At 41.7% G+C, this 15,200-nt stretch carries 13 protein-coding genes; 12 read left to right on the top strand and 1 reads right to left on the bottom strand.

All coding sequences use genetic code 11. The features are described from left to right. Nucleotide 1 precedes the first annotated feature (1 nt). The 8 genes from leuC to yihA all read left to right on the top strand — a co-directional run bounded on the left by leuC (nt 2) and on the right by yihA (nt 10,645). A complete protein-coding gene (gene leuC, locus HNQ84_RS06055) occupies nt 2-1,417 on the top strand; it encodes a 3-isopropylmalate dehydratase large subunit (RefSeq protein WP_435621505.1) in 1,416 nt (471 codons plus the stop codon). A gap of 11 nt (nt 1,418-1,428) precedes the next feature. Continuing rightward, nucleotides 1,429-2,013: a 3-isopropylmalate dehydratase small subunit gene (gene leuD, locus HNQ84_RS06050; protein WP_435621504.1), complete on the top strand. Its 585-nt coding sequence runs from the start codon at nt 1,429-1,431 to the stop codon at nt 2,011-2,013. A gap of 83 nt (nt 2,014-2,096) precedes the next feature. Continuing rightward, entirely contained in the window at nt 2,097-3,017 is a 921-nt protein-coding gene (locus tag HNQ84_RS06045) for a DUF3196 family protein (protein WP_435621503.1), read from the top strand. A 101-nt stretch (nt 3,018-3,118) separates the two neighbouring features. Then, a complete protein-coding gene (tig, locus tag HNQ84_RS06040) occupies nt 3,119-4,405 on the top strand; it encodes a trigger factor (RefSeq protein ID WP_032100248.1) in 1,287 nt (428 codons plus the stop codon). Nucleotides 4,406-4,600: 195 nt separating this feature from the next. Further along, nucleotides 4,601-5,863 carry an ATP-dependent protease ATP-binding subunit ClpX gene (clpX, locus tag HNQ84_RS06035; protein WP_435621502.1) on the top strand — a complete coding sequence of 421 codons (1,263 nt, stop codon included), beginning with the start codon at nt 4,601-4,603 and terminating at the stop codon, nt 5,861-5,863. Nucleotides 5,864-5,970: 107 nt separating this feature from the next. Continuing rightward, nucleotides 5,971-7,629: an ATP-dependent protease LonB gene (gene lonB / locus HNQ84_RS06030; RefSeq protein WP_435621501.1), complete on the top strand. Its 1,659-nt coding sequence runs from the start codon at nt 5,971-5,973 to the stop codon at nt 7,627-7,629. A 113-nt stretch (nt 7,630-7,742) separates the two neighbouring features. Beyond that, nucleotides 7,743-10,067: an endopeptidase La gene (gene lon / locus HNQ84_RS06025; RefSeq protein ID WP_435621500.1), complete on the top strand. Its 2,325-nt coding sequence runs from the start codon at nt 7,743-7,745 to the stop codon at nt 10,065-10,067. Then, on the top strand, nt 10,064-10,645 hold the full coding sequence (gene yihA, locus HNQ84_RS06020) for a ribosome biogenesis GTP-binding protein YihA/YsxC (RefSeq protein ID WP_435621499.1): 582 nt from the start codon (nt 10,064-10,066) through the stop codon (nt 10,643-10,645). Before lon ends, yihA begins: the two co-directional genes overlap by 4 nt. Before the next feature lie 40 nt (nt 10,646-10,685). Here the strand turns inward: yihA and HNQ84_RS06015 are convergent, their stop codons facing one another. After that, entirely contained in the window at nt 10,686-11,159 is a 474-nt protein-coding gene (locus tag HNQ84_RS06015; RefSeq protein ID WP_435621498.1) for a LiaI-LiaF-like domain-containing protein, read from the bottom strand. Nucleotides 11,160-11,335: 176 nt separating this feature from the next. On the opposite strand from HNQ84_RS06015, the gene hemA reads away from it, so the two are divergent. Genes hemA through HNQ84_RS05995 form a run of 4 tightly spaced genes read left to right on the top strand, consistent with a single transcriptional unit; the run spans nt 11,336 to nt 15,199 of the window. Next, nucleotides 11,336-12,670, top strand: coding sequence for a glutamyl-tRNA reductase (gene hemA, locus HNQ84_RS06010; protein WP_435621497.1), 1,335 nt, complete (start codon nt 11,336-11,338; stop codon nt 12,668-12,670). 12 nt (nt 12,671-12,682) lie between these two features. After that, nucleotides 12,683-13,498, top strand: a complete 816-nt coding sequence (locus HNQ84_RS06005) for a cytochrome C assembly family protein (RefSeq protein ID WP_055440006.1) — start codon at nt 12,683-12,685, stop codon at nt 13,496-13,498. Between the two features lie 21 nt (nt 13,499-13,519). Next, on the top strand, nt 13,520-14,443 hold the full coding sequence (hemC, locus tag HNQ84_RS06000; protein ID WP_435621496.1) for a hydroxymethylbilane synthase: 924 nt from the start codon (nt 13,520-13,522) through the stop codon (nt 14,441-14,443). A 3-nt stretch (nt 14,444-14,446) separates the two neighbouring features. After that, on the top strand, nt 14,447-15,199 hold the full coding sequence (locus HNQ84_RS05995; RefSeq protein ID WP_183249667.1) for a uroporphyrinogen-III synthase: 753 nt from the start codon (nt 14,447-14,449) through the stop codon (nt 15,197-15,199). Nucleotide 15,200: the final 1 nt, after the last annotated feature.

Here is a 15,200-nt window from a genome sequence, read left to right as displayed (position 1 = left end):
GGTGGCGCCAAAGACGATTATTGAAAAAATTTGGGATGAACATGTTGTTTATCGTGAAGATGGAAAACCGGATTTATTATATATTGATTTACATCTCGTTCATGAGGTCACATCGCCGCAAGCGTTTGAAGGATTGCGGCAAAAAGGGAGAAAAGTGCGCCGCCCAGATTTAACGTTTGCGACGATGGATCATAATGTGCCAACGGTCAATCGTTTTGTCATTGAAGATGAAGTGGCGAAAAATCAAATGACGGCATTAGAGCGAAACTGTCGCGAGTTCGGCGTTCCGCTTGCCGATTTAAATAGTCCTGAACAAGGTATTGTTCATGTCATCGGTCCCGAACTTGGGTTGACACAGCCGGGGAAAACAATTGTGTGTGGGGATAGCCACACGTCTACACATGGCGCTTTTGGGGCATTAGCGTTCGGTATCGGAACGAGTGAAGTCGAACACGTATTAGCGACGCAAACGTTATGGCAACACCGTCCAAAGACGATGCAAGTGAACGTTACAGGCTCGTTAGCAACGGGCGTATCAGCAAAAGACGTCATTTTAGCGATCATTGGCAAGTTTGGTGTAGATTTCGGAACAGGATACGTGCTTGAGTTTACAGGCGATGTCATTCGTCGTATGTCGATGGAAGAGCGGATGACAATTTGTAACATGTCGATTGAAGCAGGTGCACGAGCTGGGTTAATTGCCCCAGATGACGTGACGTTTGCATATTTACGAGGAAGAAAATACGCTCCAAAAGGAGAGGCGTTTGAACAGGCGGTTGAAAAGTGGAAACAATTACGTACGGATGAAGGAGCAGTATATGATCGAGTCGTTCATATCGATGGAAGTGAAATTGCTCCAACAGTGACATGGGGAACAACGCCAGCGATGAGCTCTCCAATTGATGGAACGGTCCCTTATCCAGAACAGTTTGCGACAGAAACGGAACAAAAAGCGGTGCAGTTAGCGTTGGAATATATGGGGTTAAAACCAGGAATGAAAATGACGGATATTGCGGTGCAGCATGTGTTTATCGGATCATGTACAAACTCACGCATGGGCGATTTACGGGAAGCGGCGCAAATTGTAAAAGGAAAAAAAGTCGCACCAGGCGTCAGAGCGCTTGTCGTTCCGGGCTCGCAACAAGTAAAAAAACAAGCGGAAGAAGAAGGAATTGCGCAAATTTTTATTGACGCAGGTTTTGAATGGCGTGATTCGGGTTGTAGCATGTGTCTTGGAATGAATCCAGATACTGTTCCAGCCGGGGAACATTGCGCTTCAACGTCAAACCGCAATTTTGAAGGGAGACAAGGAAAAGGGGCGCGTACGCATCTTGTCAGTCCAGCAATGGCAGCAGCAGCTGCAATTTACGGACATTTTGTCGACGTGCGCACGTTATATCAAGAAGTGGTGAGATAGGAGGGAAAAAGTTGGAACCATTCGTCGTTCATAAAGGAAAAGTAGCTGGTTTAGATCGAGCCAATGTAGATACCGATCAAATTATTCCGAAACAATTTTTAAAACGAATTGAGCGCACTGGATTTGGTCGATTTCTTTTTCACGATTGGCGTTATTTGCCGGACGGAACACCAAACCCACATTTTGAGTTAAACCGTCCTGAAAACGAAGGAGCGACGATTTTAGTGGCAAACGAAAATTTTGGATGTGGTTCATCGCGCGAACACGCACCTTGGGCACTTGCAGATTACGGGTTTCGTGCTGTTATTGCTCCTTCATTTGCCGATATTTTTTATAACAACTGTTTAAAAAATAGCTTGCTTCCAATTAAACTACCAAAAGAAGACGTTGCTTATTTGTTAAAACAAGCGGAGCGATCAGATTACGAACTGACGATTTCACTTGAACAACAAGTTGTTTTTGATGAAGAAGGATTTACGAGCTCATTCGACATCGATCCGTATCGAAAACAGCTTCTTTTAAAAGGGTGGGACGAAATTGATTTAACATTCGTATATGAGCCATATATTATCGCCTACGAAAAAGCACGCTCTTGACGACTCGTCGAGAGCGTTTTTCGTTGAGTTTGTCGGCAAACATTGCTACACTTAAAGACAAATGTGAACGAAGGTGAGTATATGTGAAAAATCGAAAAATCGTTCCGCATCCTTATTTAAAAGAGCGGTTGTTAGCGGAAGGAATGGGTGCGTTAAAAGGAAAGCGATATAAAGAAGCGTATACGTATTTCGTACAGTTAGAGCAACTCCAATTACATGATGATGATATACAAATGGCGCTTGTCGTTTGTTTGTTTGAAATGGGACAGGCAGAAGAAGCGAAAGAAAGATGTGAACAGCTGTTAGAGCGTGGCAAAGGGGATTGGGCGATATACATTTCGATGCTCGTTCATTTACAACGATACGACGAGGTGGTTGCAGTTATTCACAAACTTCAACGAAAAGGAATCGATTGCACTCCGTTTTTACCGCTCTTACAGTTTAGTGAAAAAATGATTCATTCGCATGACGATCATCTGACAAAACAATACGAATCGATTTTTCAAGGCAATGAATGGACGAAACAACTTCGTATCCTTCAGCAACTTGATTTGCGTCTCGTTTCACATCTAGTGCCAATATTCGTTCGTTATTTGCGTGATGAAGCGAAACACCCGATTGTGAAAACGACAATGTTACACATATTAAAGAGAGAACAAGTGACAGAACCGATGACCGTAAAAAAATTCGGTCAAACGATGACTGTTGTTCCAGCCGGAATTGATGAACAAAAACAAAAACAATGGACGAAACAAGTGCTTGACATTGTTGAACAAACGTGGTCGAAACAAAATCCGACAATGTATGAATGGTGTGAACAAATATGGCTTCGTTATATGTTTGTGATGTATCCATTTCTTCCAACAGAGTCGGCACAACAATGGGCGAATGCGCTATACACATATGTTGAGCAATGTGAAACAGGGCAAACGATATGGACAAATCCGCTCGTTTCCAAACTTTATGAAGCAGAAAAATTATGGCTCTCTGTTGAAAGTATATAATTGTATGGTATAATATAGTGGTTGTATTACACATAAAACCGTGTATGCCTACATATATGTAGTTCATTTACATGAATTTTTGAAGTTGGAGGGAAAGAAGCATGTCGGCGAAATGGGAAAAACTCGAAGGCAACCAAGGCGTTCTTACAGTAGAAGTAGACGCTGAAAAAGTGAATGAAGGATTAGATGAAGCGTTTAAAAAAGTAGTGAAAAAAGTACAAATTCCAGGATTCCGTAAAGGTAAAATTCCTCGCTCTTTATTTGAAAAACGTTTCGGCGTTGAATCATTGTACGCAGATGCGTTAGATATTTTATTGCCAGAGGCATACGCAAAAGCTGTTGAAGAAACAGGTATTGAACCAGTTGATCGTCCGGAAATCGACGTCGAGCAAATGGAAAAAGGAAAAAGCTTAATTTTCACTGCGAAAGTGACTGTGAAGCCAGAAGTAACACTTGGCCAATATAAAGGGCTTGAAGTTGAAAAGTTAGATGACACTGTAACAGATGAAGATGTAGAACAAGAATTAAAACGCTTGCAAGAGCGTCACGCTGAGCTTGTTGTGAAAGAAGAAGGAACAGTAGAAAACGGTGATACAGTTGTCATCGATTTCGAAGGATTCGTTGACGGTGAGGCGTTTGAAGGCGGCAAAGCGGAAAACTATTCCCTTGTCATCGGTTCAGGCACATTTATCCCAGGATTTGAAGAGCAATTAATCGGCATGGCTGCTGGGGAGGAAAAAGATATTGAAGTAACATTCCCAGAAGAATATCATGCAGAGCAATTAGCTGGTAAACCAGCGGTATTTAAAATTAAATTGCATGAAATTAAAACAAAACAACTTCCTGCGCTTGATGACGAATTTGCAAAGGATGTAGATGAAGAAGTCGAAACATTAGATGCGCTAAAAGAAAAAATTAAAGAGCGCTTAACAAAAGAGAAAAAAGAAGAAGCCGAAGCAGCACTTCGCGATGCGGTTGTTCAAAAAGCGACAGAAAACGCACAAATGGATATTCCAGAAGTGATGGTGAAAAATGAAACAGATCGCATGATTCGCGAGTTTGAACAACGTTTACAAATGCAAGGATTAAACCTTGACTTATACTATCAATTCTCTGGACAAGATGAAGCTGCACTTCGCGAACAAATGAAAGAAGAAGCAGAAAAACGTGTTCGCGTAACATTGACGCTTGAAGCGATCGTCAAAGCAGAAAACATCGACGTCACAGAAGAAGAAGTAGAAAAAGAATTGCAAGAAATGGCGAACTTATACAGCCTATCTGTTGATAAGTTAAAAGAGCTTTTAGGCACAGTGGACGGCTTAAAAGAAGATTTAAAAATGCGTAAAGCGATCGATTTCCTTGTCGAGAACAGCAAAGTTGTTGCATAATGAGAAGAGAAAGAACAAGGTGCATGATGTGCCTTGTTCTTTCCACATATAGTTGCAGTAATGGAAGTTTTCTAACTTTTCGTACACATTTACGTTTTTATTGGCATACTTTTAAAGATTTATGATAAAATGACGAATACATAACGTTTTTCTTTTTCGTGTACATATGATCGTAAAGAAATAAGGGGTGAAATCATGTTTAAGTTTAATGATGAAAAAGGGCAGTTAAAATGCTCGTTTTGCGGCAAAACGCAAGAACAAGTACGCAAACTTGTTGCTGGCCCAGGTGTATACATATGCGATGAGTGTATTGAATTATGCACAGAAATTGTGCAAGAAGAGCTTGGATCGGAAGAAGAAGTAGAGTTTAAAGATGTACCAAAGCCAAAGGAAATTCGTGACATTTTAGACGAGTACGTCATCGGACAAGACGAGGCGAAAAAAGCACTTTCTGTGGCGGTATACAACCATTATAAGCGCATTAATTCAAACAGCAAAATTGATGATGTCGAATTATCTAAAAGTAATATTTTAATGATCGGACCGACAGGGAGCGGAAAAACGTTGCTCGCTCAAACGCTTGCGCGCATTTTAAACGTACCGTTTGCGATTGCGGATGCAACATCATTGACAGAAGCAGGGTATGTCGGTGAAGACGTCGAAAATATTTTATTAAAGCTCATTCAGGCTGCCGATTATGATATTGAACGGGCAGAAAAAGGAATTATTTACATTGATGAAATTGATAAAATTGCGCGCAAATCAGAAAACCCTTCCATTACGCGCGACGTATCAGGTGAAGGTGTACAGCAAGCGTTATTAAAAATTTTAGAGGGAACAATTGCAAGCGTGCCGCCACAAGGAGGACGAAAGCATCCGCATCAAGAGTTCATTCAAATTGATACGACGAACATTTTATTCATTTGTGGTGGAGCATTTGACGGATTAGAGCCGATTATTAAGCGCCGTCTCGGTAAAAAGGTGATCGGCTTTAGCTCAGATGTGCAAGCGGAAGTTGAAGAAAAAGATTTATTGTCTAAAGTGTTGCCAGAAGACTTATTAAAATTCGGATTAATTCCAGAGTTTGTGGGACGTCTTCCTGTGATTACAAGCTTACAACCGCTTGACGAAGACGCGCTTGTCGATATTTTAGTCAAACCGAAAAATGCGCTCGTAAAGCAATATCAAAAAATGCTCGAACTTGACGATGTCGAGCTTGAATTTGAAGAAGAGGCGCTTCGTGAAATTGCGAGACGTGCGATTGAGCGAAAAACAGGAGCGCGCGGTTTACGTTCAATCATTGAAGGCATTATGCTTGATGTCATGTTTGAATTGCCGTCGCGTGAAGATGTACAAAAATGCGTGATTACAGCAGAAACGGTGCGCGGAGAAAGAGCGCCGCTGCTTATTTTACAAGATGGAACAATTGTCGAGTACGAACGAAAAACATCTGCGTAAATGGAAAAAAGGTCGATTTTCCGAATCGGAAAGTCGATCTTTTTTTGTTTATTTCTCTCTTTGCTCGGAGATACTATGCGTACAATACATATGCAGGAGGAACGGCCATGAACTGGACAAACATTGCTCTACTTATTCAGTTGTTTTTCGGGATTATTATCGGCCTATATTTTTTGAACCTGTTAAAAAGTCAACGAACGCAAAAAATTTCGATCGATAAAGAAGCGAGAAAAGAGATGGAACAACTTCGGAAAATGCGTTCCATTTCACTCACGGAGCCGCTTGCTGAAAAAGTGCGTCCAAAAACGTTTGATGATATTGTTGGTCAAGAAGATGGCATAAAAGCATTAAAAGCGGCATTGTGTGGACCGAATCCGCAACATGTCATTATTTATGGACCACCAGGTGTCGGGAAAACAGCGGCCGCTCGTCTCGTGTTAGAAGAAGCGAAAAAAAATCCGTTATCTCCATTTCGAAAAGATGCTGTTTTTATTGAATTGGATGCAACGACAGCACGCTTTGATGAGCGTGGTATTGCTGATCCGCTGATCGGTTCTGTGCACGATCCAATTTATCAAGGAGCGGGTGCGATGGGACAAGCTGGCATCCCACAACCGAAGCAAGGAGCAGTGACGAACGCGCACGGTGGCATATTATTCATTGACGAAATTGGTGAATTGCATCCGATTCAAATGAACAAGTTGTTAAAAGTGTTAGAAGACCGAAAAGTATTTTTTGAAAGCGCGTACTATAGCGAAGAAAATCCGAACATTCCAAACCATATTCATGACATTTTTCAAAACGGATTGCCTGCTGATTTTCGGCTCGTTGGTGCAACAACGCGAACGCCAAATGAAATACCGCCAGCGATTCGGTCACGCTGTATGGAAGTCTTTTTCAGAGAGTTAGAACAAGAAGAAATTTCTAAAATTGTGGAAAAAGCAGCAGAAAAAGTAAACCTTCCGATTGAAGAACAAGCGGTTGATGAACTGGCGATGTATGCTCGCAACGGAAGGGAAGCGGTCAATACGTTACAAATCGCAGCTGGTATTGTCATTTCTGAGAAACGCTCTAAAATTTTACGTCAAGATATTGAATGGGTCATTCAATCAAGTCAATTATCGCCACGTTATGAGAAAAAAGTGGGACAGGAAGCGAAAGTTGGGTTAGTAAACGGATTAGCGGTTTACGGTCCGAATAGCGGATCGCTGTTAGAAATTGAAGTTGTAGCATTGCCAACGAAAGAAAAAGGGTCGATCAATATGACCGGTATTGTCGAAGAAGAACAAATTGGTGGTCAAGGCAAGTCGATTCGCCGAAAAAGTATGGCGCGCGGCTCGATCGAAAACGTCATTACTGTTTTACGTTCGCTCGGTGTGCCGGCAGATCAATACGATATTCATGTAAACTTTCCAGGTGGTGTCCCAATTGATGGTCCTTCTGCTGGTGTGGCGATGGCGGTTGGTATTTACTCTGCCATTTATCATTTACCGATTAATCCAACCATAGCGATGACAGGAGAAATTGGTGTACATGGGAACGTGAAGCCCGTTGGCGGCGTTTTTCCAAAAGTGAAGGCAGCAAAACAAGCTGGGGCGAAAACGGTCATTATTCCACGCGAAAATATGCAGTCGATTTTAAGACAAGTGACAGGCATTGAAATCGTTCCAGTCGATCACATTGGCGACGTTCTTTCTTTTTTATTTCACGAACACGTTCGTTCTATCCCGATGCGTCATCATTTACCGAAAACAGAACTCATGTGAAGGCAATCGGCTTCAACCGAGCGTTGAAGTCGATTTTTTACGATGAAAGATTTTACAAACGCTATAATGTACTATACAATAGGGCAATAGAAGTATGATGGAGGTGCGGGGTTGTGGCGAGAAAGAAAAATAAAGTCATTCCACTCTTGCCGTTAAGAGGATTACTTGTGTTTCCGACGACAGTATTACATTTAGACGTTGGGCGAGAAAAATCCGTACAAGCGTTAGAAAAAGCAATGGTTGAAGAAAATCTCGTGTTATTAACATCGCAAAAAGATGTACAAATTGATGATCCAGAACTTGAAGATGTATACGAAATGGGAACGATTGCACGTGTGAAGCAATTGTTAAAGCTACCGAACGGAACGTTTCGTGTGCTCGTTGAAGGGGTCTCGCGCGGAAAAGTAGTGAAGTGGGTCAGCGAAGAGCCGTGTTACGTCGTGCAAGTGGAGCCGTTTGTTGATAACGAAAAAGAAGATATAGAATTTGAAGCGTTGCGCCGGACGATGCTTGAATATTTTGAGCAGTACATAAAGCTGTCCAAAAAATTATCTGCAGATATTTATACGTCTGTCATGGACATTCAGCAAGCGGGACGCATGGCGGATATTATTGCGTCACATTTGCCGTTAAAGCTTGAAGAAAAACAAAAATTGCTTGAAGCGGTCGATGTGAAAGAACGCGTCCATCAAATCATTCAAATTCTTCATAATGAAAAAGAAATTTTGCATTTAGAAAAACGAATTAGCCAGCGCGTCAAACAATCGATGGAACGAACGCAAAAAGAATATTATTTACGCGAACAAATGAAGGCGATTCAAAAAGAGCTCGGTGAGAAAGAAGGCAAGACTGGCGAAGTTGATATGTTGCGTGAAAAAATTGAGCAAGCAGGCATGCCGGAACACGTGAAAGCAACGGCATTAAAAGAACTAGAACGATATGAAAAAGTGCCAGCTGCCTCTGCTGAAAGCGGAGTCATCCGCAACTATTTAGATTGGTTGTTGGCGTTGCCGTGGACAAAACAAACAGAAGATATTCACGATATTCATCGCGCTGAAAAAATTTTAAACGAAGAACATTATGGACTTGAAACAGTAAAAGAACGCGTGTTGGAATATTTAGCTGTTCAGCAATTAACACATTCGTTGCGAGGACCAATTCTTTGTTTAGTAGGTCCACCTGGTGTTGGAAAAACATCTCTTGCTCGTTCGATCGCAAAAACGTTAAATCGAAATTTTGTTCGTATATCGCTTGGTGGCGTGCGCGATGAATCAGAAATTCGTGGTCATCGTCGCACGTACGTTGGTGCTTTACCAGGTCGTATCATTCAAGGAATGAAAAAAGCAGGAACGATTAACCCTGTATTTTTACTTGATGAAATTGATAAAATGTCGAGCGACTTTCGCGGTGATCCGTCTGCCGCCTTATTAGAAGTGCTAGACCCCGAGCAAAATCATTCGTTTAGCGATCATTATATTGAGGAGCCATATGACTTATCTAAAGTCATGTTTATTGCAACAGCGAATACGCTCGCAACAATTCCACGCCCGCTGCTCGACCGAATGGAAGTCATCACGATTCCAAGCTATACGGAAATGGAAAAGCTGCATATCGCAAAGGAACATTTATTGCCGAAACAAATGGAAGCGCACGGTTTACAAAAACGAATGCTTCATATGCGCGATGAGGCGATGATGCAAGTTATTCGTTATTATACGCGTGAAGCAGGTGTGCGCAACTTAGAACGTCAGCTCGCTTCCATTTGCCGCAAAGCAGCGAAAACAATCGTATCAGAAGGGCGAAAACGAATTGTTATCACAGAAAAAAATGTGAGCGAGTTTTTAGGAAAACCGAAATATCATTACGGACAGGCGGAGAGCGAAGATCAAGTCGGCGTAGCGACAGGGCTTGCATATACGGCAGCTGGCGGAGATACGCTAGCGATTGAAGTGTCAATTGCGCAAGGAAAAGGGAAACTGACGTTGACGGGTCAATTGGGCGATGTGATGAAAGAATCTGCTCAAGCGGCATTTACATACATTCGCTCGAAAGCAAAACAATTAGGCATTGATCCAGAGTTTCATGAAAAACTAGACATTCACATTCACGTGCCAGAAGGGGCGGTACCAAAAGACGGTCCATCTGCAGGGATTACGATGGCAACAGCGCTCATTTCCGCATTGGCAGGGAAACCGGTCAGCCGTTTTGTCGGCATGACGGGAGAAATTACGTTGCGTGGTCGTGTGCTCGCTATTGGTGGGGTGAAAGAAAAAGTGTTGAGCGCTCATCGTGCCGGATTAAAGAAAGTCATTTTACCGAAAGAAAACGAAAAAGATTTAGAAGATATTCCAGAGATCGTAAAAAAACAATTGCAGTTTGTTCTCGTTTCACATATTGATGATGTACTTGAACATGCTTTGGTAGGTGGAGATAAATGAAAATTACAAACGTAGAAATGGTCATTAGCGCTGTGAAGCAAGAACAATACCCAGCAGGACAGCTCCCGGAGTTTGCGCTTGCTGGGCGCTCGAATGTCGGAAAATCATCGTTTATTAACAAAATGATTAACCGAAAAAATTTTGCGCGCACATCGTCAAAACCGGGGAAAACACAAACGTTAAACTTTTATTGTATTAATGATGCTTTTTATTTCGTTGATGTACCGGGATATGGCTTTGCGAAAGTATCAAAAGCAGAGCGCGAAGCATGGGGAAAAATGATTGAAACGTATTTTACAACGCGCGAACAATTGAAAGCCGCGTTGCTGATTGTTGATTTGCGTCATCCTCCGACGAAAGATGATGTGATGATGTATGAGTTTTTAAAGCATTACAACATTCCGACGCTCGTCATTGCGACGAAAGCGGATAAAATTCCGCGTGGAAAATGGCAACAACATGCGAAAATAGCAAAAGAAACATTACGTCTCATTCCAGAGGATGAACTCATTATTTTTTCAGCGGAAACAGGACAAGGGAAAGATGAGGTATGGGGCGCACTACAAAAATGGATATAAAGAAAAAATGTGGGTGAAATCGCCCACATTTTTTGTATAATTATCCTTTTTTCACGAACAATAAGTACAATCCAAGTAAAATGAACGCCAATGGCCAAATGTGGATGAGTGAATCAAACGTTACGAATGTCACCGCTTGTTGTAACGGATGAGAAAATAAAAAAATGAATGATAAAGCAAAAAGTAAAATGGTAGGAAGTAAAGCTTGTTTCGTTTTTACGTATTGCAAAAATAAACCAAGCGCTATAATTAACGTCAATACGCTTATATCATCTGGCCACGATGAAAGACGAGAAGAAAGATGAAAATGAACGCCAACCCCTGTAAACACAACACCGGATAAAATGGCGGAATAATCTTTTCCGATATACGCCTGACCTAAAAAAGCGATCCCGATAATAAACAGCAATGTTGACCACGTATGAAAAGATGGAAAAAGCAAAAAGCGTTCAAGTAAAAAGTATGTCCCAAAACCAATTAAAATGATGCCGGAAAAAATACCACGTTTTTTCATTGAAATTCCCCCAATTCCGTGCGACACTTAAAACAGCATCTGTTCACTAGTTTACTAAATGAGCGCCATTTAAGAAAGATCGAAAGTTGTCAAATTGTATTCACACTTTATAAGGAAAAAACAACATAGACGTGCTATAATGAAATGAGATGACTTTAAACTTCGGGGTGATGGGAATGTATGTCGTTGTTGTCAGCGTGAACTATCGTACAGCCCCTGTCGAAATTCGTGAGAAATTGACGTTTAATCAAACGGAACTTGCTGAAGCGATGAAAGCGCTACAAAAGCAAAAGAGCATGTTAGAAAACGTCATCGTATCGACATGTAATCGGACGGAAATTTATGCGGTTGTCGATCAATTAAACACAGGGCGTTATTATATAAAAACATTTTTAGCGGATTGGTTTGGGCTTGATAAAGAACAAATCGCTCCGTATTTGCGCATTTATGAAGAGCGTGAAGCGATTGAACATTTATTCCGCGTCGCTTGCGGGCTTGATTCTATGATTTTAGGTGAAACACAAATTCTTGGGCAAGTGCGCACAAGTTTTCTTTTAGCGCAACAAGAAAACACAATAGGCACGGTGTTTAAACAACTATTTAAACAAGCGATTACGCTTGCTAAACGCGCGCATGCGGAAACAGAAATCGGTGCAAATGCGGTATCTGTCAGCTATGCAGCGGTGGAACTGGCGAAAAAAATTTTTGGCGATTTAAAGAATAAACATGTGCTCGTGTTAGGTGCCGGAAAAATGGGTGAATTGGCGCTACAAAACTTGTACGGAAGTGGCGTTAAACGCGTGACGGTTGTAAACCGCACGTTTGAAAAAGCACAGCAGCTTGCTGAACGATTTAACGGAGATGCTAAGCCGTTATCACAATTGCAATGCGCATTATTAGAGGCGGACATTTTAATTAGTTCTACGGGTGCAAAACAATATGTCATTACAAAAGAAACGATGGCAGTCATTGAAAAAATGCGCAAAGGACGTCCGTTTTTTATGATTGATATTGCAGTGCCGCGCGATTTAGATCCTGCGCTTGCTGAACTAGATAGCATCTTTTTATATGATATTGACGACTTACAAGATATTGTTGAAGCGAATTTAGCCGAACGGAAAAAAGCAGCGGAGCAAATTGAGCGCATGATTGCTGAGGAAATGGACGAGTTTCAACAATGGCTGCATATGCTTGGTGTCGTACCAATTATCGCAGCTTTGCGTGAAAAGGCGATGCTCATTCAAGAAGAGACGATGAAAAGTTTAGAACGAAAGTTGCCACATTTATCAGAACGAGATAAAAAAGTATTAAACAAGCATACGAAAAGTATCGTCAACCAATTGTTGCGCGATCCAATTTTGCGCGCAAAAGAATTGGCTGCAGAGGACAATGCAGAAGAAGCGCTTCAGTTGTTTATGAAAATTTTCAACATTGAACAGCAAGTGAAGCAGCAACAAAAAGAGATAAGCTGTGTTCACGAGCGAGCGGCAGAACCATCTTTTCAATCGTAAGGAAGAGCTAATATGTTTGACATGACGAGATGGTACGAACTCTCGCTTCTTTTACATGCATCGTCCGTTTTGTTTTATTTTATCGATTTTCTTCATCACAACCGGAAGGCAAATCGCATTGCTTTCGGGTTGCTTTCTATTGTTTGGGGGATGCAAACATTTTTCTTTTTTGCGAGAATGGTGGAGACAGGAAGATTTCCTGTTTTAACGCTTGCGGAGGGGCTGTCGTTTTACGCGTGGCTACTTATTACGTTATCGCTTGCGATTAACGGATGGCTGCGCGTTGATTTTCTCGTCTTTTTCACAAACGTATTAGCGTTTTTTATTCTTTCATTGCATACGTTCGCACCGACACCGTACACTGTTGGCATTGCAGAGCAATTGATGTCTGAACTGTTGTTTATTCATATTACGATGGCCATTTTATCGTATGGAGCGTTTTCGATTTCGTTTATGTTTTCCCTTCTATATTTACTTCAATATGAGTTATTGAAGAAAAAAAAGTGGGGAAAACGATTATGGCGGCTTGGCGATTTAGCTAAGTTTGACGATCTTTCCTATGTGTTAAACGGCGTCGGTGTTCCGGTACTATTATTAAGTTTAATTTTAGGCATTGTTTGGGCATATATGAAAGTAGATCATTTCGTTTTATATGATGCGAAAGTACTCGGTTCGTTTACTGTATTTGCAACATACAGTTTTTATTTATATAAGCGAGCTGTTCAAGGGATGCAAGGAAAAGAAATGGCATTTTGGAACATTGGCTCTTTTCTAATTTTACTAATTAATTTCTTTTTGTTTGGTACGTTATCGCAATTTCATTTTTAGCGATTGTTGGAGGAAAGAAAGATGAGAAAAATTATTGTTGGTTCGCGTCGAAGCAAGTTAGCGCTAACCCAAACAAACTGGGTCATTGAACAACTGAAACAACTCGGTGCCCCGTTTGAATTTGAAGTGAAAGAAATCGTCACAAAAGGCGATCAAATTTTACATGTGACGTTATCGAAAGTAGGGGGCAAAGGACTGTTTGTAAAAGAAATTGAACAGGCGATGCTAGATGGCGAAATTGATTTTGCAGTTCATAGTATGAAAGATATGCCTGCTGTTTTACCAGACGGATTAATGATCGGATGCGTACCAAAGCGTGAAGATCATCGCGATGTGCTCATTTCGAAAGGTCATGTTCCGTTTGAGCAACTGCCAAGCGGGGCGGTTGTTGGAACGAGCAGTTTACGGCGTTCCGCGCAGCTGTTAGCCGTTCGTCCAGATTTACAAATCCAATGGATTCGCGGCAATATTGATACTCGTTTAGCGAAGTTAAAAACAGATGCGTACGATGCTATTATATTAGCAGCTGCTGGGTTACATCGCATGGGTTGGGCAAAAGAAGTAGTTACTCAATATTTACCAACGGACATATGTGTCCCAGCGGTTGGACAAGGGGCGTTGGCGATTGAGTGTCGAGAAAGTGATGAGGAATTATTGCATTGGTTAAATAAGTTAACCAATGAACAAACGGAACGTGCTGTGCGCGCCGAACGGGCATTTTTACAGCGCATTGAAGGTGGTTGTCAAGTACCTGTTGCTGGATATGCATATGTTGATGGAGATGAAGTGGTACTAACAGCCCTCGTTGCTACGCCGGATGGAACAGACGTGTTAAAAGAAATTGTGCGTGGAACAGAGACAGAACAAGTGGGGGTTGAAGCGGCACAACGTTTAATTGAACGTGGTGCAAAACAACTGATTGCACGTGTGTTAAAGGAGATGTAGTAAATGCTCAGGGGGAAACGGGTGCTCGTGACGCGTGAGAAAGCGCAAGCAAAAGCGTTGTCGCAAACGTTGGAACGATACGGTGCGATTCCAGTTGAATTGCCGTTGATTCGCATTGGACGAGCGAAACAAGCGGATCATAACTTATTACATGAATGGCATACGTTCGATTGGATCGTATTTACAAGTCAAAACGGTGTCAAATATTTTTTTGAGGCGGTGAAAGACGCGCAGCCACCAGCGTGGCCGAAAGTGGCTGCGGTAGGAGAAAAAACAGCGAAAGCATTGCAAAAGCGAAACGTTGTTGTCGATCTGATTCCAAACGAATTTGTTGCCGAAAGCTTATCGGAAACGTTACAACCTTTGCTTTCTACCGACACGCGCGTGTTGCTTGTGAAAGGGAACTTAGCGCGCGATACGTTGCGAGAGCAATTAAGTAACATGGCAGACGTGACAGATTGGATCGTCTACGAAACGACGATGAATGAAGAAGCGAAGCCACAACTCATTGCGCTCCTTCAACAACGAATGATTGATGTCGTTACGTTTACAAGTTCATCGACGGTACATAGTTTTGCGCACGCGATCGCAGGGGAAGACATCAATTTGTCTTTTGTTACGATCGCATGCATCGGTCCAATCACGAAACAAACAGCTCTTGATTTAGGCATTCCTGTTCACGTTTGTCCACATACATATACAATTGATGCAATGGTTGAAGAGATTAATCAATATTTGAAGATAAGAGGTGAGTAAA

Origin of the sequence: Anoxybacillus eryuanensis (genome assembly GCF_051200995.1) — a bacterium.
Classification (GTDB): Bacteria; Bacillota; Bacilli; order Bacillales; family Anoxybacillaceae; genus Anoxybacillus; species Anoxybacillus tengchongensis.
This window is presented reverse-complemented; position numbering and strand designations above follow the sequence as displayed.

Excerpts from the sequence above, each read along its gene's own strand:
- hemC (WP_435621496.1), top strand. The coding sequence starts at position 13,520 with ATGAGAAAAATTATTGTTGGTTCGCGTCGAAGCAAGTTAGCGCTAACC.
- lonB (WP_435621501.1), top strand. The coding sequence starts at position 5,971 with ATGAACTGGACAAACATTGCTCTACTTATTCAGTTGTTTTTCGGGATT.
- yihA (WP_435621499.1), top strand. The coding sequence starts at position 10,064 with ATGAAAATTACAAACGTAGAAATGGTCATTAGCGCTGTGAAGCAAGAA.
- clpX (WP_435621502.1), top strand. The coding sequence starts at position 4,601 with ATGTTTAAGTTTAATGATGAAAAAGGGCAGTTAAAATGCTCGTTTTGC.
- HNQ84_RS05995 (WP_183249667.1), top strand. The coding sequence starts at position 14,447 with ATGCTCAGGGGGAAACGGGTGCTCGTGACGCGTGAGAAAGCGCAAGCA.
- tig (WP_032100248.1), top strand. The coding sequence starts at position 3,119 with ATGTCGGCGAAATGGGAAAAACTCGAAGGCAACCAAGGCGTTCTTACA.
- HNQ84_RS06005 (WP_055440006.1), top strand. The coding sequence starts at position 12,683 with ATGTTTGACATGACGAGATGGTACGAACTCTCGCTTCTTTTACATGCA.
- HNQ84_RS06015 (WP_435621498.1), bottom strand. The coding sequence starts at position 11,159 with ATGAAAAAACGTGGTATTTTTTCCGGCATCATTTTAATTGGTTTTGGG.
- hemA (WP_435621497.1), top strand. The coding sequence starts at position 11,336 with ATGTATGTCGTTGTTGTCAGCGTGAACTATCGTACAGCCCCTGTCGAA.